Source organism: Lysobacter enzymogenes (genome assembly GCF_017355525.1).
Taxonomy (GTDB): domain Bacteria; phylum Pseudomonadota; class Gammaproteobacteria; order Xanthomonadales; family Xanthomonadaceae; genus Lysobacter; species Lysobacter enzymogenes_C.
Genome location: NZ_CP067395.1, coordinates 476496 through 494200 on the forward strand (window position 1 = coordinate 476496; position 17705 = coordinate 494200).

Consider the following 17705-nt stretch of genomic DNA (forward strand, 5'->3'; position numbering starts at 1 on the left):
CCATGCAAGCCGTGTTCCGGCCGCAGCGTCGGCCGCTGTCCGTTTTTCTCGCGCTCGCGCTGTCGGCGCTGGCCGCGCCCGCCGCGGCGCAAACCGTCGCCGCCGCAGCCGATGCCGATACGCCGCAGAGCGAGCGCCCGGCGACGCTGCTCGATCAAGTCGTGGTCACCGGCTCGCGCATCCCGCGCGCGAGCCTGGAAGGCCCGTCGCCGGTCACCGTCATCGACGCCGCGGAGATCGACAAGCAGGGCTATCGCAACGCCTTCGACGCGCTCGCATCGCTGAGCCAGAACACCGGCTCGGTGCAGGGCGAAGACTTCGGCAACACCTTCACGCCCGCGGCGAACGTGGTCAACCTGCGCGGCCTCGGCCCCAACCACACCTTGGTGCTGATCAACGGCCGGCGCCAGGCCGACTATCCGCTGGCCTACGAAGGCTCGGTCAACGTCGTCAATCTCGCCAACATCCCCAGCGCGCTGATCGAACGCATCGAAGTGCTCGGCGGCGGCGCTTCGGCGGTGTACGGCTCCGACGCGGTCGCCGGCGTGGTCAACTTCATCCTCAAGAAGAAGTTCGACGGCACCCAGGTCAACGTGCGCGTCGGCGGCACCGAGCAGGGCGGCGGGCAGAACCAGCGCCTGCAAGTGGTCAGCGGGCATTCCTGGGACCGTCTCGACGCGGTCTACGGCGTCGAGCTTTCGCACCGGCAGGCGATCTGGGGCGATCAGCGCGACTTCATGGATTCGCTGCTCGACAATCCCACCGGCGCGCGCATCAACCCGACCCAGGTCGGCTATCGCCGCGACGCCACGAGCAACAACTACATCGATCCGGGCGCGGCCTGCGCCGGTTTGTCCGGGCTGTACCACGGCTCGACCTTGCGCTCGAACAACCCGCGCCAGGGCTGGTACTGCGGCAGCAACGAAGCGCCGCCGGCGTTCTGGACCGTGCAGACGCAGAAGAAGAACGCCGACGCCTACGGCCTGCTGACCTGGCACCTGAGCGACCGCACCGAGCTGTTCGCCGACGTGCAGCTGGGCATCGCCAGCATCGAGAACAACACCCGCGCGCCGAGCTGGACCTCGGACAACAACTACTTCTTCAACCAGGCCAGCGGCCTCAACGAAATCTGGTACCGGCGCATCGCGCCGGAGGAAATCGGCTCGGCCCACGCCAACAACAACCGCTTCCTGGAGCGTTCGTGGGCGTTCTCGGTCGGCGCGCGCGGCGCGCTCGGCGACAGCGACTGGAACTACGAGCTGGCCTACAACCACGGCCGCAACGAGAACCGGACCAAGCGCCGCCAGTTCCTGGCCGGCATCAACGAGTTCTACCTCGGCCCGCGCCTGGGCACGACCGCGTCCGGCATCGGCATCTACAACCCCGATCCGGCGCGCCTGTACACCGCGCTGACGCCGGCCGACTACCAGCGCCTGACCGGCTTCTACGAAGGCGTCAACGCCGCCTGGATCCAGAACCTGAGCTTCAGCGTCAACGGCAACCTGTTCGACCTGCCGGCCGGCACGGTCGGTTTCGCCGGCGTGATCGAAGCCGGCACTCAAGGCTATAGCAACCGCCCCGATCCGCGCCTGGGCGACGGCACCTTCTGGAACACCAGCGCCGGCTCGCGTTCCAGCGGCGACCGCGACCGCTACGCGATCGGCGCCGAGCTCAACGTGCCGATCTTCAAGACCCTGACCGCGTCGGCCGCCGCGCGCTACGACGAGTTCCGCTTCGCCGGGCGCAAGTCGGGCAAGGCGACCTGGAACGCCGGCCTGGAATACCGCCCGACCGACACCCTGCTGGTGCGCGCCACCGCCGCGACCAGCTTCCGCGCGCCGGACATGAACTACATCTTCGCCGCCGAAACCCGCGGCTATAACCCGGGCATGACCGACTACTGGCGCTGCCGCACCGCCGGGCAGGCGTACGACGACTGCGATTACTCCGGCCTGGCGATCGACTACACCAGCACCGGCAACACCAACCTCAAGCCCGAGAACGGCAAGTCGTACGGTCTCGGCGTGGTGTGGTCGCCGTCGGAGCACTTCGACCTGTCGGTGGACTACTACTCGATCCGCCTGGAAGACGAGCTCACCAACCTCGACAGCAGCCGCATCCTGCGCGAGGAGGCCGACTGCCGCCTGGGCCGCACCATCGGCGGCGAGCCGCGCGACATCAACTCGCCGAACTGCCGCGAAGTGCTGAGCCGGGTGATCCGCAACCCGTCCGACGCGCCGGTGCAGCCCGACCAGGTGCGGCGCGTGTTGGTCAACGCGATCAACGCCGCGTCCGAACGCAGCGACGGCGTCGACCTCAAGAGCAACGTGCGCTGGAGCGCGGGCCGTTTCGGCGACTTCGCCGCGCGCGTGGCCTACACCCTGGTGATCAAGCGCGAGTACCAGCAGTTCTCCGACGACCCGCGCATCGACCTGCGCAACACGCTCGATCCGCAGCTGGCCGGCGACTGGCGCAGCAAGGTCAACGCCGGCCTGACCTGGAGCATCGGCCCGTGGACCACCAGCCTCACCGCGCTGCGCTACGGCAGCCTGCCCAAGAGCGACGGCAGCGGCCGCTACGGCCCGTACACCAAGTACAACGGCAGCGTGTCGTACCAGTTCGGCGACCGCTCCTCGCTGTCGCTGATCGTCAACAACCTGCGCGATTCGAATCCGCCGCAGGACCGCAACAACGGCGGCTGGCCGTTCTATCCGGTCGGCAACTACGATCCGTACGGTCGCCAGTTCTGGCTGGAGTACGACGTCAAGTTCGATTGAGCCGGCTCGCTCGAACCGGCTGCGGCACCGCGCGAACGCGCACGGAAAAGCGGGCCCATGCGGCCCGCTTTTGTTTGCGCGACAGTTGCGGATCGAGCGGCCCGGTCAGGTCGGCCGCGCGCATTCGCGGTTCAGATCGGCCCGCCGATCGCGACCGTGCGGCCCAGCGTCTTGGCTTCGCCGGTGGCCAGGTTGGTGTAGGTCACCGAGACCAGGTCGACGATGCCGCTGCCGTTGCGGTAGGTGACGTTGCAACGGTTGCTCGTGCACGGCAGGACCATGCCGACTTCGTTGGTCCACACATAGCTGTAGTTGCCGGCCGGCAGGTTGCGCACTTCGAAATCGGCGCGGTAGCTGCTGGCCGGATAGAACGAGGTGCAGCGGCCGAGCGGGCCGTTGCCGGGCTGGTCGTTGGGGCCGACGAAGCACCACAGCAGCGGGTTGCTGCCGATCTGCGCCTGCGCGGTGGCCGGCACCACGGCCGAGCCGACCGAAGCCAGCGCCAGCGCGCCGACCAGGGCCGCGTTGGCCAGCGTCCATCCAATCGTTTTCATGAGGTCCATTCCTGTGTATCGCCAGTCCATTCCTGGCTGAGCGAGCTTAGGACGCCGCCGGCGCGCGTGCGGCCGACTGTCGTTACTGACAGGCGCGCGGGCCGATCCGGGCCGCGCCAGCGCGCGCGAATGCGGCATCGGTGCGGTTCCGCGCCGCGCCGCAGCATGGCCGCGCGCGGCTTCGCGGCGCCCGGGCCGGCGCCGGCGCAGCCGCGCCACCGCGGCGGGTTGCCGCAGCCGCCTTCGCGCAGGCGATGCGATAATCGAGCGTTCCGCCGTCGAGACCCGCCCGTGCTGCAACTGCTGATCTACCTGCGCTACATGTCGGTGGCCGGCCAGATGCTGACCGTGGTGTTCGTCGCCCAGCGCCTGAACCTGCCGATCCCGGCGCAGGCGCTGCTGTCGATCTCGTGCGCGCTGCTGTTGTTCAACGTGCTCAGCCACTGGTGGTGGCTGGCCCACCGCGACGCCGGCCCGCGCGCGCTGGCGCTGCAGTTGCTGGTCGACCTGCTGGCGCTGACCGCGCTGCTGTATTTCTCCGGCGGCCCGGCCAATCCCTTCGTCTCGCTGTACCTGGTGCCGGTGGCGCTGGCGGCGATCGGCCTGGACATCGCGCCGATGCTGGGCCTGACCGTGCTGACCGCGGCGCTGTACACCTGGCTGATGGGCCACCACATCGAACTGCCGCACCTGCACGGCAGCGATTTCCAACTGCACGTCACCGGCATGTGGGTCAACTTCCTGCTCTCGGCCGGGATCATGGTGGTGGTGCTGAGCCGGTTCATGACCATCGTGCGCGAACAGCGCCGGCGTCTGTCGGAAGCGCGCGAACGCGCGATCCGCGACGAGTCGCTGTCGGCGCTGGGCTCGCTCGCCGCCGGCACCGCGCACGAGCTCAACACGCCGTTGGCGACGATGGGGCTGCTGGTCGACGACTGGCTCGGCGGCGAGCAGCCGCCGGCGCGCGAGGACATCGAACTGCTGCGTTCGCAACTGGCGCACTGCCGCGATCACGTGCGCGCGCTGGCCGACATGGCCCGCCGCGGCGCGGCCGGCGAAACCAGCGTGGAAGCGGCCGACGCTTTCGTCCACGCCTGCGTCGACCGCTGGCGGCTGCTGCGGCCCAACGCCACCGCGCGCTTCTTCGGCGCCGCTGCGCCGCGCCGGATCCGGGTCGACGCCGGCTTGCAGCAGGCGCTGATCAACCTCATCAACAACGCCGCCGACGCCAACGCCGCGGCCGGCGTCGACGAACCGGTCGAGGTCGAAACCGCGCTGCGCGAAGGCCGTTTGAACATCGCCATCCGCGACCGCGGCGCCGGGCCCGCGCGCATCGCCCGCCCGCGCCGCGACGGCGAAGGCACCGGCCTGGGCATTGGCCTGATGATTTCCAAATCCAGCATCGAACGCAGCCGCGGCACGGTCAAACTGAGCGAGCGCGAAGGCGGCGGCTGCGTCACCGAAGTCGAGCTGCCGCTGGCGGCGGAGGGCGCGGCATGAGCCTGCCGGCGCGGATCCTGCTGATCGACGACGACCTGGCGTTCTGCCAGGTGCTGGCGCGGATGCTGGCGCGGCGCGGGGTGCAGGCGCAGGCGCGCCACGACGCGGCCAGCGCGCTGGCGCTGCTGGACGAGTTCGCTCCGGACGGCATCGTGCTCGACCTCAAGCTCGGCGCCGACAACGGCCTGCTGATGATCGGCGAACTGCGCCGGCGCTGCCCGCAGGCGCGCATCGTCCTGGCCACCGGCTACGCCAGCATCGCCACCGCGGTCGACGCGATGCGCCGCGGCGCCTGGAACTATCTGCCCAAGCCGTTCGACATCGACGCGCTGGCGCAGGCGTTCGAAGCGCAGGGCGAGGACGCCGCGCCGCCGCCGGCGGCGCCGGTGTCGCTGCGCCGGCAGGGTTGGGAGCATATGCAGCGGGTGCTGGCCGAGTGCGGCGGCAACGTCTCGCAGGCCGCGCGCGTGCTCGGCGTCGACCGGCGCACCTTGCAGCGCAAGCTGGCCAAGCGGCCGGTCAAGGAGCGACCGGAGTAGGGCGTTCGGGATCTCGTCGGAATCCGGCTGAAGCCGGCGGATCGGCCGCCAACGAAAAGACCCCGCGATGGGTTGCGGGGTCTTCGGTGTTCGCGATGCTTCGGCAGGTTCCGCCTGCGCTAAAGCCTTTTGCTGCGCCGATGGACGCTTACGGAATGTCGCACTGCAAGGTCGCGTCGACGTAGTGCTGGCCGTTGCTCAGCGGCTTGTCGAAGGTGACCTTGAACGAGCCTTCGACGATCTTGCCGCTGCGCGAGGTGCAGGCTTCTTCCAGATTCTTCTTGGCCTTGGCTTCGGCATCGGCCTTGCTCGGCCCGGTGCCGTTGTTGCTGAGGTTGCCGACTTCCGCGAGCGCGGGGGCGCTGGCGGCGAGGAACGCGACAAGCGCGAGGCAGGGGAGCTTGTTCATGAACGGGGTCCTTGTGTTCGTTGCGTTCGGGCATCCTAGCGGCGGCGAAATGCGTGCGGGTTAAATCCGGGTTAGTGCGCAACGTTCGAAGCGCGGTAGACGCGCACGGTCACGCGAGTTCGTCGGAATGCCGTGCGTTCGGGCCGGGCGAGGGCGACCCACTGCGCTTGGCTCCCTCTCCCGCTTGCGGGAGAGGGTTGGGGTGAGGGCGCTCCTCAATGAAAATCGCGCGAACTCGTCGCCAACGACCCCAACAACGAAGTCAGATCCTCCATCCGCGCAGCGACGATATGCTGCACGCCGTCGACCCGCTCGAGCTTGCCGTCGATCGCCATCAGCCGCGCTTCCACCAGCACCCGCCGCTGACGCTGGGCCAGATCGCGCCAGACCACCGCATTGACCATGCCGTCCTCGTCCTCCAGGCTCAGAAAGGTCACCCCGCTCGCGGTTTCCGGATGCTGGCGCACCGTCACCAGGCCGGCGAAGCGCACGCGCTGGCCATGCTCGACGTGCTTGAGCTGCGAAGAACGCCGGCAGCGCCGCGCATGCAGCGCGCTGCGCAGCAGCGCCAGCGGATGCGGGCCCAAGGTGGTGCCGAGCATGTCGTAATCGGCGCGCACGTCCTCGCCCGCGCTCGGCAACGGCAGCGCCACCTGCGCTTCGGCGCGGGCGACGCCGGCGAACAACGGCAACTGGGTGTCCACGCCGGCGACCGCCCAGCGCGCGCGATGGCGGTGCCCGACCAGCGCGCGCAGCGCGCCCGCGTCGGCGAGCACGGCGCGCAGGCGCGGGTCCAGCGCGGCGCGCTCGCACAGATCGTCGATATCGCGCCACGGCGCCTGCGCGCGCGCGTCGCTGATGCGGTCGGCGGCGGCTTCGTCGAAGCCGGCAATCAGGCGCAGCCCCATCCGGATCGCGTGCGGATGCTTGCGCTCGCCGCGCCCGGGCAGGGCTTCCAGGGTGCAGTCCCAATCGCTGTAGCGTACGTCCACCGGCAGGATCGTCACGCCGTGGCGGCGCACGTCGTGCAGGATCTGGCCGTGGGTGTAGAAGCCCATCGGCATCGAGTTGATGATGCCGCAGGCGAAGGCGGCGGGGTGGTAGTGCTTGAGCCAGCAGCTGACGTAGGCGATGAGAGCGAAGCTGGCGGCGTGTGACTCAGGGAATCCGTAACTGCCGAACCCTTTTATCTGTTCGAAAATTCGGTTGATGAATTCGATTTCGTATCCGTTCGCAAGCATTCGCTCCGTCAGTTTCTTGCGATGAGGCTCCAGCCCGCCGTGACGTTTCCATGCGGCCATAGACCTGCGAAGCGCATCGGCTTCATCGGCGCTGAATTTGCCTGCGATCATGGCGATCTGCATCACCTGTTCTTGGAAAAGCGGAACTCCGAGCGTGCGCCCGAGCGCGGCTTTTAGTTCTTCTTTCGGATATTCGATCTCGTGGGGTTCTTTCTTTCGGGCAAGGAGATAGGGGTTGACCATGTCTCCCTGGATCGGGCCGGGACGGACGATCGCGATCTGGACGACCAAGTCATAGAACTTCGTCGGCTTGAGGCGGGGCAGCATCGACATCTGCGCCCGCGATTCGATCTGAAACGCACCGATGGTGTCGGCTCTGCAGATCATCTCGTAGACCTTCTTGTCGTCGCCAAGCTCTAGGATTCCCGACATAGCCATGTCGCCGTGCCCTTGGGACTTGAGCAGTTTGAATATCTTGTGGACTGCGGTCAGCATGCCGAGCGCGAGGCAGTCGACCTTGAGTATTCCGAGCTCGTCCAGATCGTCCTTGTCCCATTGCACTATCGTTCGCTTTTCCATCGCCGCGTTCTCGACAGGGACCAATGTGTGAAGCGCGTGTTCGGAAATGACGAAGCCGCCGGGATGCTGGGATAGATGTCTTGGGAAGTTGTTTTCGACCAGAAGATTGCTCAGTTCGACCACTTTTGTGAGTACCGGCGATTCGGGGTCGAAGCCTCGTTCGCTCAGTTCTTGGATCAACAGGGTGCCGTCGCTCCAGCGATCCAAGGTTTTGGATAGCTCGCTAATTTGATCTTGTGGCATACCCAGTGCAGTGGCTACATCGCGTACAGCGCTGCGACCGCGATAACTGATGGCCACCGCCGTCAAGGCGGCGCGATCCCGGCCGTAGTGTTCGAAGACATATTGAAGTACCTCTTCCCGCCGCTCATGTTCGAAATCGACGTCGATGTCGGGTGGTTCTTTCCGCTCACGCGACATGAACCGCTCAAACAGAAGTTTCTGTTTGATCGGATCGATCTCGGTTATGCCGAGGGCATAGCAGACTACCGAGTTGGCTGCCGACCCTCGTCCCTGACAAAGGATGTCTTTGGATCGGGCGAAATTCACGATGTCATGGACGGTGAGGAAGTAAGCCTCGTACCCGTGATAGGCGATGATGGAAAGTTCGCTGTCGATTTGATCGAGCGCGCGTAGGGAAACACCCTCGGTCCATCGCCTTGCGGCGCCTTTTTCAACCAGCTTGCGAAGCCAAGAGGTCGGAGTTTCCTCCCGGGGGACCAACTCGCGGGGATATTCGTATTTCAGATCCCGTTTCAGATCGAAATTGCACTGTGCGGCGATCCGTAACGTTTCGGTCAGCATGTCCCGCGGATAGATCGCCGCCAGTGCTTTACGGATCCGTAGATGCCTTTCGCCGTTGGGGAAGAGTCGCTCTCCGGCCGCATTTACGGTAGTCCGATGTCGAACGGCCGTCAGCGTGTCTTGAAGCTCACGCCGGCCTCGTTCGTGCATGTGCGCATCACCCGCGGCAACGCAAGGGAGGTTGTGGCGGGCGGCCAGTGCCTTCAGATCAGCCAATTGCATGTCGTCGTCGGAGCCGCGGTGCAGTTCGACTGCGATCCATAGCCGGTCGCCGAATTTTCCTTTCAGCCAAGAAGCATGCAGATCGTCGAGTTCGTCGCGTCGAGGTATCCATAAGGCGAGCAAGCCGCCGCAGCGATCGTCGAAATCATCGCGTAAAGACAGGTATTCGCCTTTCTCGGCGCGCATTCTCGCTTCGGTGATGAGGCCGCAAAGCGACGCATAACCGGTCCGATCCTTCACCAACAATACTATTTTGGGGCCGTCGGCTATTTGGATTTCGCTACCCACGATCAGATTCATGCCGGTTTCGCGAGCGGCTTGGAGCGCACGGACGATGCCAGCCAGCGTGCATTCGTCTGTGATCGCAAGAGCGCTGTATCCAAGCAGTTTGGCCCGCTTGAACAGTTCCATGGCGGTGGACGCCCCACGCTGAAAACTGAAAGCCGACAGGCAATGCAGCTCGGCATACTCCGGCAGCGGATCCTGCGCGCCGATGCGGGCGGGCAGGGCGCTCATGCGAACCAGCCGTGCACGATCAGCGCGCCGTCGCCGCCGGCGTCGCGGTAGGCCCAGGCGCGCTGGCCGCGCGCGGTTTCGACCAGGTAATAGTCGCGGCGCACGTCGTCCTGGTCCCACCAGCCCGATTCGATCCGCTCGGGCCCGGCGAGGATGCGCGCGACCGGCTCGCGCAGCGGTTCGGGCTCGCTCAGCAGCCAGCCGGGCCGGGTCGCGGCGGGCGCGGGCGCCGGGTCTTGCTCAGCGCGCGCTCTGGGCGCATCGCCGGGCAGCGCCTTCCACGCGCGTTCGGGCCGATGGTCGGGGTGCGCGGCGAGTCCGTGCACGCGTTCGTCGCCGAGCCGCGCGCGCAGGCGTTCGCGCAGTTGCGCCCACGGCAGCGCTTGCTGCGGGCGCGGGTCGAACAGGTCGCGCGCGGCCGGCACGAACGGCGGCAGTTCCTCGGCCAATAAGCGCAGCGCCACCACCGGCGCCGGCAGTTGCGCGTGCTGCAGGCGGCCGCGCGCGAGTTCGAACAGCATCGCCGCCTCGCGCTCGGGCGCGAGCAGGCCGACCGCGACCTCGCTCGGCGGGTGTTGCAGGCGATGGCTGTGGCGCTCGTGTTCGAGCAGCAGCTTGAACCGCGCCACGCCGCCGTCGCGGCCCGACAGGTACGCGGCCAGGTCGGCGGTGAGGCGGCGCAGCGGGAACAGCAACGCCTGGCTGGATTCGGCTTCGTGGCCGAGCTCGATGCGCGCGTCGAACATATCGGGCGGTTGGTAGAAGCCCAGCGGCGGTTCGGCCTGACCGCGCAGCGCGTCCAGGCGCAGCAGCAGGTCGGGGCCGAAGCGGCGCGCCAGCGGCGCGCGCGGCAGCGCGAACACCGCGCCGAGCCGGCGCAGGCCCATGCGTTGCAACGCCTGCACGGTGGACGCATCCAGGCCGCTGCGTTCGATCGGCAGCTTGGCCAAGGCCGGCAGCAGGATCTCGTCGTCGAAGAACAAGCCGTCGCCGATGTTGGTCAGCGCGCGCGCGGCGAACGGATTCGGCGCGGCGGCCATGCGGTGGCGGAAGCCCAGTTCGGCCAGTTCCGCGGCCAGGCGCCGGCGCAACTGCGGCCAGGCGCCGAACAGGCGGCGGCTGCCGGCGATTTCCAGCACCACGGCGTGGGCGAAATCGGTGCTGACCTGCGAGCTGTAGCGATAAGCCCACGCCGCCAGCAGCTGGCGCGCGCGTTCGGCCGCCTGCGGGTCGTATTCGGCGGTCTGGAAGCCGTCGACGATGGCCTGCGCGGCGACCAGCGACAGCCCGGGCCGCAAACCGAGCGCGCGCGCGGCGGCGTTGACCGAATGCAGGCGGCGGCGCGCGTGCGGGCCTTCGACCAGCGCCAGCGGACGGTCGGGTTCGGGATGTTGGCGAAGGACGACGTCCATCGCCAGTTGCGGCAGCAGCAGGCAGGCCCAGCGCATGGCGCGGCGTCAGCGTTGCGGGGTTGGCAGCGGCTGGGACAAAGGCGTCGGGACGGACGTTCCTCCCGCAAAAGCCGGTGCGGGAAGGATTTCGGTCCCGGCGGCTGCCTGTGCGGGAGTGACTTCCGTCGCGCCGCTCCTGGTGCCGATGGCGGCGAGAGACCCGAGCGACTGCGGCCGCAAGCGGATCACCTCCGCGCTGCGCGTTTCCTGCGCGACGGCCGTTGCGGCCTCGACGCTGCGCGGCGCCCGCAGTTCGCTGTTCTTCAAGCTCTCGCCGCGCGAAGCGGACAGGCGCGCATCGTCGTGGCCGAACGCGATCGGCCGCGTCGGCGCATTGCCGCCGCGGCACTTGAGCACGCGCAACTGCCGCGGCGCGGCGTCGATGGCGATGCGCAGCGCGGCCGGCGAGGGGTTCAACGCCGCGCGCATCTCGCGCAGCGCGAAGCCGAGGCATTGGCCGCTTTCGGCCGCCACCTGCAGGCGCCGCAGGGCGCGGTCGTCGGCGCGCTGCGGCCAGCACAGCACCGCCGCGCACGCGCCCGAACGCAGGCATTGCTCGGCCGCCCACAGCGCGTCGCGCCCGCTCGCGCGCACCACCTGCAAGCGCGACAGGACCACGCCGGCGTCGCGCCAGGCCGGCGCATACGGCAGCAACGGCGGATCGACCAGCACGATCATGCCGGCCTCGTGCCCCGCCGCCGCGCGCGACAGCCGCGCCAGCGCCGGCCACAGCAGCTGCAATTCGCCGACGCCGGCCTGCGCCAGCAGCAGTTCGGTCAGCGCCGCCTCGGGCCAGCCGCCGGTCGGCAGCGCCGCGTCGAGCGCGGCGTGGCCGGTGGGCTGCGCCGACGGCGCGATCTGCGCGTTCTGCCCGCGCCACAGCCGGCGCGAACCGATCAGGCCTTCCAGCGATACGGGCGTGGTGCTCATGCAGGCGTGCTCATGGCCGGCCGCTCAGGCGCTGCGCACCAGGCCGCAGTACAGGCCTTCGATCGCGAAGTCGGCATCGGCCGGCACCCGAATCGGCGCGTAATCGGGATTGCGCGGCAGCAGGGCGATGCCGTCGGCGTCGATGCGCAGGCGCTTGATCGTGACTTCGTCGCCGAGCCGCGCCACCACCACCTGGCCGCTGCGCGCGTCGCGAGTGCGGTGCACCGCGACCAGATCGCCGTCGAAGATGCCGTCTTCGCGCATCGAATCGCCTTTGACCCGCAACAGGTAGTCCGGCCGCGGCGTGAACAGCGTGCGGTCGATCAGCACCTGCGCCTCGACGTCGGCATCGGCGCCGATCGGCGCGCCGGCGGCGACCCGGCCGAGGATCGGCAAGGGCGCGCGCGCGTCGTCGTTGCCGGCGGATGCCGGCCACGCCAGCGCGTCGGCCGGCGCGTCCAGCCCTTCGCGCTCCGCACGCCAGGCCACGGCCTCGCGCACGCCGGCCGCGCGCAGGCGGATGCCGCGCGCGCGGCCCGGCAGCAGCTCGATCAGGCCGTCCTCGTGCAAGGCCTGCAGGTGATAGCCGGCCGAGCGGTTCTGGCGGAAGCCGAACCGCGCGCAGATTTCCTGCTGCGACGGCGGTAGGCCGTCGGCGGCGAGGCGTTCGTGCAGGAAGGCGAGCAGGGCGCGGCGGAGGTCGGTAAGGCTCATGTACTAATTTTAGTAATAACCGGGGCACGCGGATAGTGCAGGGCGGGCATGGCCGACGGATGGGAGGCGACGGATCGGCGCAGAGTGGATCCGCCCGGTCGCAGCCGTTGCGACGGGACCTCCCTGTAGGAGCGGCGCGAGCCGCGACCGCGGACCCGCACGCTCGCCGCGCCAGCAGGAAGCCTGAAACGCAGCTTTCGCCGCGAATCCGTTACCCCGCAGTCGCGGCTCGCGCCGCTCCTACAGGAAGGAAACGGGGCAGCGCTCGCGCGAGGGAGCAGACAGGAAACCGACCAACGGTCGCTGCGGCGTATTGACGCCGTCCTGTTGCTTCATTAATTTCTGTCTAAACAGAAATTAGAGAATTCCCATGCCCCTCAGCCCCCTGCAAGAACGCTTTGTCCTCCATTGGGGCGAGATGGGCAGCCGCTGGGGCGTCAACCGCACCGTCGCCCAGATCCACGCGCTACTGTTCCTGTCCGAGCGCGCGATCACCGCCGACGAGATCTGCGAAACCCTCAACCTGGCGCGCTCCAACGTCAGCACCAGCCTGCGCGAGTTGCAGTCCTGGAACCTGGCCCGGGTCACCCACGTCCTCGGCGACCGCCGCGACCATTTCGAGACCTACAAGGATGTGTGGGACATCTTCCGCGCCGTGGTCCAGGAGCGGCGCCGGCGCGAGATCGAACCGACCCTGAGCATGCTGCGCACCGCCGTGCTCGACGGCGACAACGCCGCGGTCGCGCCCGATCCGGCCGACCCGCGCGACCGCCTGACCCTGGCGCGCATGCGCGAAGTGCTGGAGTTCATGGAGACCGGCACCAGTTGGATCGACGAGATGAACCGGCTCGACCCCAAGACCCTGATCAAGCTGCTGAAGATGGGCGCGCGCATCCAGCAGTTCGTGCGCGGGCCGGTCAAGCCGCTGCCCGAACCGCAGGCGCAGGCCGCCGGCGTGCTGTTCGCCGACGAAGACGCGGCGGGCGAGGGCGGTGCGCACAAAGACCCAGCCGGCGAAGGCGAGGCACGCGACGACGCGGCCGCCGCGCCGCCGGGCGTGCGCTCGTCCTGAGCCCGCGCCCCTTTTTTGCCTGCAAATTTCTGTAATTACCGAAATAACCGTAGGAGTCGATCATGAAGAACGATCCCGCACCACGCCCGCCCACCGAACAGGTCGTCGCGCTGTACGACCGCGCCTGCCCGCTGTGCCGCACCGAGATGCACCGGCTCAAGGCCGGCGACCGCTACGACCGCCTGCGTCTGGTCGACATCGCCGCACCGGATTTCGATCCCGCGCAGTGGGGCTTCGAACTCGAAGCGCTGCGCAACGCGTTGCACGTGCGCGGCGCGGACGGCCAATGGCGGATCGGCGTGCCCGGCATCGCCGAGGCCTATCGCGCGGTCGGCCTGGGCTGGCTGACCTGGCCGCTGCGCGTGCCCGGCGCCGGCCGCGCCGCCGCGCGCGCCTACCGCTGGATCGCGCCGAACCGCCACCGCGTCTCGCGCTGGCTCGGCTATCGCGAAGCCGGCGAAGAACCCGCGCCGCGCTGCGACGACGGCCATTGCCCCACTCACTACTGAGGATGCGGTCATGGACCTGCACACCTTGTTTCTGACGTTGTTGCTGTTGCAGATCGCGATGGGCGCGCTGGACACGATCGCCCACCACGAAGTGATGGAGAAGCTCGCCAACCGCCGCAGCGCGGCGCTGGAACTGAAGCTGCATGCGGCGCGGGGCTTCGTCTACGGCTTCCTGTTCCTGGTGTTCGCCTGGATCCGCCCGCAAGGCCTGTGGCTGGCGGCGGTGTGGGCGCTGGTGCTGGTGGAAGTCGCGATCACCCTGTGGGACTTCGTGGTCGAGGACGCGACCCGCTTGCTGCCGAACACCGAGCGCGTGCTGCACACGATTCTCGCGGTCAACGGCGGCGCGATGTTCGCGGTGTACGCGCTGGCCACGCGCGCCGACTGGGCGCTGCCGAGCGCGCTGGCGCCGGCGGCGCACGGGTGGATGTCGTGGGCGCTCAGCGCCGCCGCGCTCGGCATCGGCGTCAGCGCGGTGCGCGACGGACTGGCCGCGCGCGCCAACGCCGCCGAACCGGCGCCGCGGCCGCTGCTGGCGCAGCATCCGCAGCAGCATTTCCTGGTCAGCGGCGGCACCGGCTTCATCGGCACCGCGCTGGTCGAAGGCCTGCTCGCCGGCGGCCACCGCATCACCGTGCTGAGCCGCGATCCGCGCCGCGCCGCGCTGCGTTTCGGCGGCCGCGCGCGCTGCATCGTCGACACCGCCGAACTGCGCGACGACGAAACCATCGATGTGGTCGTCAACCTCGCCGGCGCGCCGGTGGTCGGCCCGCGCTGGACGCCGCAGCGCAAGCGCGCGCTGCTCGCCAGCCGCATCGGCACCACCGATGCGCTGCGCGCCTGGTGCGACCGCGCCACCCGCAAGCCGGCGCTGTGGCTGCAGGCCAGCGCGGTCGGCCTGTACGGCGCGCACGCGCGCAGCGGCCCGGAACTGCGCGACGTCGCGCCGGTGCGCGGCGATTTCCCCAGCGAACTGTGCGCGGCCTGGGAACGCGCGGCCGCGCCGGTGGCCGAGCGCGGCGTGCGCCTGACCACGCTGCGGTTGGGCCTGGTCCTGCACCGCAGCGGCGGCCTGCTGCCGATGCTGTCGCTGGCGGCCGCGCTCGGCGCCGGCGCGCGCCTGGGCGACGGCAAGCAGTGGTTCGCCTGGATCCACCTCGACGACGTGCTGCGCTTCGTCGAACACGCGGTCGCGCACGCCGGCGTGCGCGGCCCCTACAACCTGGTCGCGCCGGGCGGCTGCACCCAGGCCGGGTTCACCCGCGAGCTGGCGCGTGCGCTGCATCGTCCCGCCTGGCTGGCGATGCCGGCCGCGCCGCTGCGGCTCGCGCTCGGCGAGATGGCGACGATGCTGCTCGACGGCCCCGTCGTCGAACCGCAGCGCCTGACCGACCAGCGTTTCGTCTTCGTCCATCCCGTGCTCGCCAGCGCCCTGGGCGCCGCGCCCGCCGCGGTGGCCGCCGAACTTCGTTTCGACTATGTGGGTGAAGGACACCCGGGTGAGGAACATGGACCTGTTGCAACGCATTGACCTGCCGACGCACGCCGCCGCTGCCGGCGCCCGCGCCGTCGCTCCCGCGGCGGCCGAGCCGCCCGCCACCCACGCGAACGGCGCACGGCCGGCCGCGCACGACCTGGCCGAACTGCTCAAGGCCGCGCTGGGCCCGCGTTGGGCGCTGCTGCATCCGCATATCCAGGCGCGCTTCGCGCTCGCCCAGGGCCAGGCCCGGGCCGAGTACGTCGGCGACATGGACCAGGTGCGCTGCACCCGCCTGGGCGCGCTGTTCGCGCGGCTGATCCGCTACGCGCGGGTGCTGCCGCACCACAACGCCGACGACGTGCCGTTCCGCTTCGATATCGAACCGCTGCAACGCGGGCTGGGTTGGATCAAGACCCGCACCTACCACTTCGCCGAGGAAATCTTCAGCTTCCGCTCGCGCATGACCCTGGGCGCCGACGGCGGACTGCTGGAACACTTCGGCGGCGGCCTGGGCATGCGCGTGCGCCTGGAAGTGCTGCCGAACCGGCTGGTGTTCGTCGACGACGGCTTCTTCCTGCACTGGCGCGGCTTGCGCCTGCCGCTGCCCAGGCCGCTGTGGCCGGGCCGGTTCGTGCTGGTGCACCGCGACCTCGACGCCGAGCAGTTCGAAGTCAGCATCGACGTCGTCCACCCCTGGTTCGGCCCGTTGTTCCACCAGGAAGGCCGCTTCCAGCGCATGCGCGGTTGAGCCGCGAGCGGCCGCGCACTCCGCGGCCGCTCTACCTGTAGGAGCGGCGCAAGCCGCGACCGCGCAGTCGCAAGGTTGCGCCGCGAGCCCGATGCATCGCGTTCGCGGCTCGCGCCGCCCCTACAAAAAGCCCGCGCAGCTCGGAACCGCATCGACTGCGAATCTGCGCCCGCTCCCTGTAGGAGCGGCGCAAGTCGCGACCGCGGAGCCGCAAGATCGCGCCGCAAACGCGACGCGACCGCATTCCAGCCGCCTCAAGGCGCGCGAAACACCACGTTGTACTGAAACTTCCGCCCCGCCGTAGCGCGCAGCTTCTTCGCGTCGCGATGCTCGGGATTGATCAGCGCGTTGTACTCCTCCGGCACGATCACCGAAGGCACCAGCAAGATCGCCGAGTCGCCGCCGCGCAGCCACTGCGCGCCGATGCGCACGCTGGCCAGGCCGGCCGGCACCGCGTCCCAGCCGCCGGGCAGGTCGGCGACGGCGAGCTGGATGCGCGCCTTCCACACCGACGCCGGCACTTCGATCGACACCACATGCCGGTTCAGCGGCAGGCCGTGGGCATCGACATAGGCCGCAGTCTCCAGCGCCGCCAGCGCCAGCGAGGTGGCGGTGTACAGCACGCGCTGGCCTTCGTCGTTCCAGCGCCCGGGGAATTTGGCCGCGCCCGCGCCGCTCATGTCTTCGGCGCGGTAGGCGCGGGTCTCGCCGGCGATACGCCACAGTTTCGTCATCGCGGCGGCCTCGTCCTGGCGCCGTGGCGGCGGGTCATTGGTAGGCGCCGCTGGCCAGCGCGCCGAGCAGGCGCGCGACCACGCTCAAGCCGGTCGGCGTATCCAGCAGGTCGGCCGGCTTCTGCCCGCCGAGCGCCGCCTGCGGCTGCTCGATCCATTGCCCCAGCCAGCGCGCCGCGTCGAACTCGGCCGCGGCCGGATCGGTGCTGTCGTCGACGATGTCGCGGGCGATGCCGAGCAACTGGATCAATCCCAGCGCGGCCTGGCCGCTGGCGCCGGTGATGTGCGCCTGCTGCGCGGCCTTGGCCTCGGCGGTGGCCTTGGCGATGCCGAGGATGTCGAACATGCGCACCGCCGGCAGGTCCATGTCGCTGGCCATGTGTTTGACCATGCGCGCCGGCACGCCTTCGCGCTCGGCCTCGACCCGTTGCAGCGGAGTGGCTTCGCGCAGATACGCGACGTAGCTGTTGAGGGTGGCCGGCGCGGCGGAATAGGCGGGTGCGGCGGAATGCTCGCGCACGCTCAGGCCGCGTTTGGCGGCGGGCGCGGGGTAGGCGCCGTCGCGGACGGCGCGCTGCCCTTCGCGGGCGTTGGCGCGGCTGCGCGCGGGCGGCTTGGCGGCGGCGGTCTTGGCGGCGCTCTTGGCCGCGGCGGGGGGCTTGCTGGCTTTGCTCACGGCGGTCGGCTCGTCTGGATCTGGACGGATCATAGCTCAATATTGTACGAAAATGGCAGGCCGGCTCGCCCGGGTTCAGCTTGGCCGGGCAGGGTCGCGGGCCGTGCGACCGCGGTGCGGGACACTGCCTGGGCGGCGACCCGTCAGAGCTGGCAGTCGACACGAAATCTCACACTTCTGGTTGCTATGCTGCACGGCTGAACGGCCTGCGGCCCGGCGGCCGACGCCCGCGCCGGCCGTTCCGCGTCCC

Annotated in this window: 14 protein-coding genes and 1 pseudogene; 7 read left to right on the forward strand and 8 right to left on the reverse strand. The window is 69.4% G+C overall.

Annotated features, from left to right (window positions below; genetic code table 11):
• Positions 1-2: 2 nt before the first annotated feature.
• Positions 3-2777 (forward strand): TonB-dependent receptor plug domain-containing protein, encoded by a 2775-nt coding sequence (locus JHW38_RS02275; RefSeq protein WP_207524417.1) that lies wholly within the window; start codon positions 3-5, stop codon positions 2775-2777.
• 131 nt (positions 2778-2908) lie between these two features.
• Here the strand turns inward: JHW38_RS02275 and JHW38_RS02280 are convergent, their stop codons facing one another.
• On the reverse strand, positions 2909-3331 hold the full coding sequence (locus JHW38_RS02280) for a hypothetical protein (protein ID WP_207524418.1): 423 nt from the start codon (positions 3329-3331) through the stop codon (positions 2909-2911).
• A 291-nt stretch (positions 3332-3622) separates the two neighbouring features.
• Between JHW38_RS02280 and JHW38_RS02285 the strand changes: the two genes are divergently transcribed.
• Together JHW38_RS02285 and JHW38_RS02290 are read left to right on the forward strand one after the other, a co-directional pair.
• Complete coding sequence (locus JHW38_RS02285; protein WP_207524419.1) at positions 3623-4831, forward strand: ATP-binding protein; 1209 nt, start codon at positions 3623-3625, stop codon at positions 4829-4831.
• Complete coding sequence (locus tag JHW38_RS02290; RefSeq protein WP_207524420.1) at positions 4828-5370, forward strand: response regulator transcription factor; 543 nt, start codon at positions 4828-4830, stop codon at positions 5368-5370. The genes JHW38_RS02285 and JHW38_RS02290 overlap by 4 nt, the downstream gene beginning before the upstream one ends.
• Before the next feature lie 148 nt (positions 5371-5518).
• Here the strand turns inward: JHW38_RS02290 and JHW38_RS02295 are convergent, their stop codons facing one another.
• The 5 genes and pseudogenes from JHW38_RS02295 to lexA form a co-directional block, all read right to left on the reverse strand.
• Positions 5519-5779 carry a hypothetical protein gene (locus JHW38_RS02295; RefSeq protein WP_207524421.1) on the reverse strand — a complete coding sequence of 87 codons (261 nt, stop codon included), beginning with the start codon at positions 5777-5779 and terminating at the stop codon, positions 5519-5521.
• 215 nt (positions 5780-5994) lie between these two features.
• Positions 5995-9141 carry an error-prone DNA polymerase gene (locus tag JHW38_RS02300; protein ID WP_207524422.1) on the reverse strand — a complete coding sequence of 1049 codons (3147 nt, stop codon included), beginning with the start codon at positions 9139-9141 and terminating at the stop codon, positions 5995-5997.
• Positions 9138-10589 (reverse strand): Y-family DNA polymerase, encoded by a 1452-nt coding sequence (locus tag JHW38_RS02305; RefSeq protein WP_207524423.1) that lies wholly within the window; start codon positions 10587-10589, stop codon positions 9138-9140. The genes JHW38_RS02300 and JHW38_RS02305 overlap by 4 nt, the downstream gene beginning before the upstream one ends.
• 318 nt (positions 10590-10907) lie before the next feature.
• Positions 10908-11522: pseudogene (gene imuA, locus JHW38_RS02310) on the reverse strand (translesion DNA synthesis-associated protein ImuA); the annotation flags it as partial.
• A 24-nt stretch (positions 11523-11546) separates the two neighbouring features.
• A complete protein-coding gene (lexA, locus tag JHW38_RS02315) occupies positions 11547-12236 on the reverse strand; it encodes a transcriptional repressor LexA (protein WP_207524425.1) in 690 nt (229 codons plus the stop codon).
• A gap of 370 nt (positions 12237-12606) precedes the next feature.
• Between lexA and JHW38_RS02320 the strand changes: the two genes are divergently transcribed.
• The 4 genes from JHW38_RS02320 (at position 12607) to JHW38_RS02335 (ending at position 16045) form a co-directional block, all read left to right on the forward strand.
• Complete coding sequence (locus JHW38_RS02320; protein ID WP_207524426.1) at positions 12607-13308, forward strand: GbsR/MarR family transcriptional regulator; 702 nt, start codon at positions 12607-12609, stop codon at positions 13306-13308.
• A 62-nt stretch (positions 13309-13370) separates the two neighbouring features.
• On the forward strand, positions 13371-13817 hold the full coding sequence (locus tag JHW38_RS02325; protein ID WP_207524427.1) for a thiol-disulfide oxidoreductase DCC family protein: 447 nt from the start codon (positions 13371-13373) through the stop codon (positions 13815-13817).
• 10 nt (positions 13818-13827) lie between these two features.
• Complete coding sequence (locus JHW38_RS02330; protein ID WP_207524428.1) at positions 13828-15348, forward strand: TIGR01777 family oxidoreductase; 1521 nt, start codon at positions 13828-13830, stop codon at positions 15346-15348.
• Positions 15326-16045: a DUF4166 domain-containing protein gene (locus tag JHW38_RS02335; protein ID WP_207524429.1), complete on the forward strand. Its 720-nt coding sequence runs from the start codon at positions 15326-15328 to the stop codon at positions 16043-16045. The genes JHW38_RS02330 and JHW38_RS02335 overlap by 23 nt, the downstream gene beginning before the upstream one ends.
• A gap of 254 nt (positions 16046-16299) precedes the next feature.
• Here JHW38_RS02335 and JHW38_RS02340 read toward each other — a convergent pair whose 3' ends face one another.
• Both JHW38_RS02340 and JHW38_RS02345 read right to left on the reverse strand, forming a co-directional pair.
• Positions 16300-16779: an RES family NAD+ phosphorylase gene (locus tag JHW38_RS02340; protein WP_207524430.1), complete on the reverse strand. Its 480-nt coding sequence runs from the start codon at positions 16777-16779 to the stop codon at positions 16300-16302.
• A 34-nt stretch (positions 16780-16813) separates the two neighbouring features.
• Positions 16814-17455 carry an antitoxin Xre/MbcA/ParS toxin-binding domain-containing protein gene (locus JHW38_RS02345; protein WP_207524431.1) on the reverse strand — a complete coding sequence of 214 codons (642 nt, stop codon included), beginning with the start codon at positions 17453-17455 and terminating at the stop codon, positions 16814-16816.
• Positions 17456-17705 lie beyond the last annotated feature (250 nt).

What these genes read in the sequence shown, in the direction of transcription:
- JHW38_RS02340 (WP_207524430.1), bottom strand. Translation starts at nt 16,779, where the DNA reads ATGACGAAACTGTGGCGTATCGCCGGCGAGACCCGCGCCTACCGCGCC.
- JHW38_RS02335 (WP_207524429.1), top strand. Translation starts at nt 15,326, where the DNA reads ATGGACCTGTTGCAACGCATTGACCTGCCGACGCACGCCGCCGCTGCC.
- JHW38_RS02300 (WP_207524422.1), bottom strand. Translation starts at nt 9,141, where the DNA reads ATGAGCGCCCTGCCCGCCCGCATCGGCGCGCAGGATCCGCTGCCGGAG.
- JHW38_RS02275 (WP_207524417.1), top strand. Translation starts at nt 3, where the DNA reads ATGCAAGCCGTGTTCCGGCCGCAGCGTCGGCCGCTGTCCGTTTTTCTC.
- lexA (WP_207524425.1), bottom strand. Translation starts at nt 12,236, where the DNA reads ATGAGCCTTACCGACCTCCGCCGCGCCCTGCTCGCCTTCCTGCACGAA.
- JHW38_RS02280 (WP_207524418.1), bottom strand. Translation starts at nt 3,331, where the DNA reads ATGAAAACGATTGGATGGACGCTGGCCAACGCGGCCCTGGTCGGCGCG.
- JHW38_RS02290 (WP_207524420.1), top strand. Translation starts at nt 4,828, where the DNA reads ATGAGCCTGCCGGCGCGGATCCTGCTGATCGACGACGACCTGGCGTTC.
- JHW38_RS02320 (WP_207524426.1), top strand. Translation starts at nt 12,607, where the DNA reads ATGCCCCTCAGCCCCCTGCAAGAACGCTTTGTCCTCCATTGGGGCGAG.
- JHW38_RS02295 (WP_207524421.1), bottom strand. Translation starts at nt 5,779, where the DNA reads ATGAACAAGCTCCCCTGCCTCGCGCTTGTCGCGTTCCTCGCCGCCAGC.
- JHW38_RS02325 (WP_207524427.1), top strand. Translation starts at nt 13,371, where the DNA reads ATGAAGAACGATCCCGCACCACGCCCGCCCACCGAACAGGTCGTCGCG.
- JHW38_RS02330 (WP_207524428.1), top strand. Translation starts at nt 13,828, where the DNA reads ATGGACCTGCACACCTTGTTTCTGACGTTGTTGCTGTTGCAGATCGCG.
- JHW38_RS02305 (WP_207524423.1), bottom strand. Translation starts at nt 10,589, where the DNA reads ATGCGCTGGGCCTGCCTGCTGCTGCCGCAACTGGCGATGGACGTCGTC.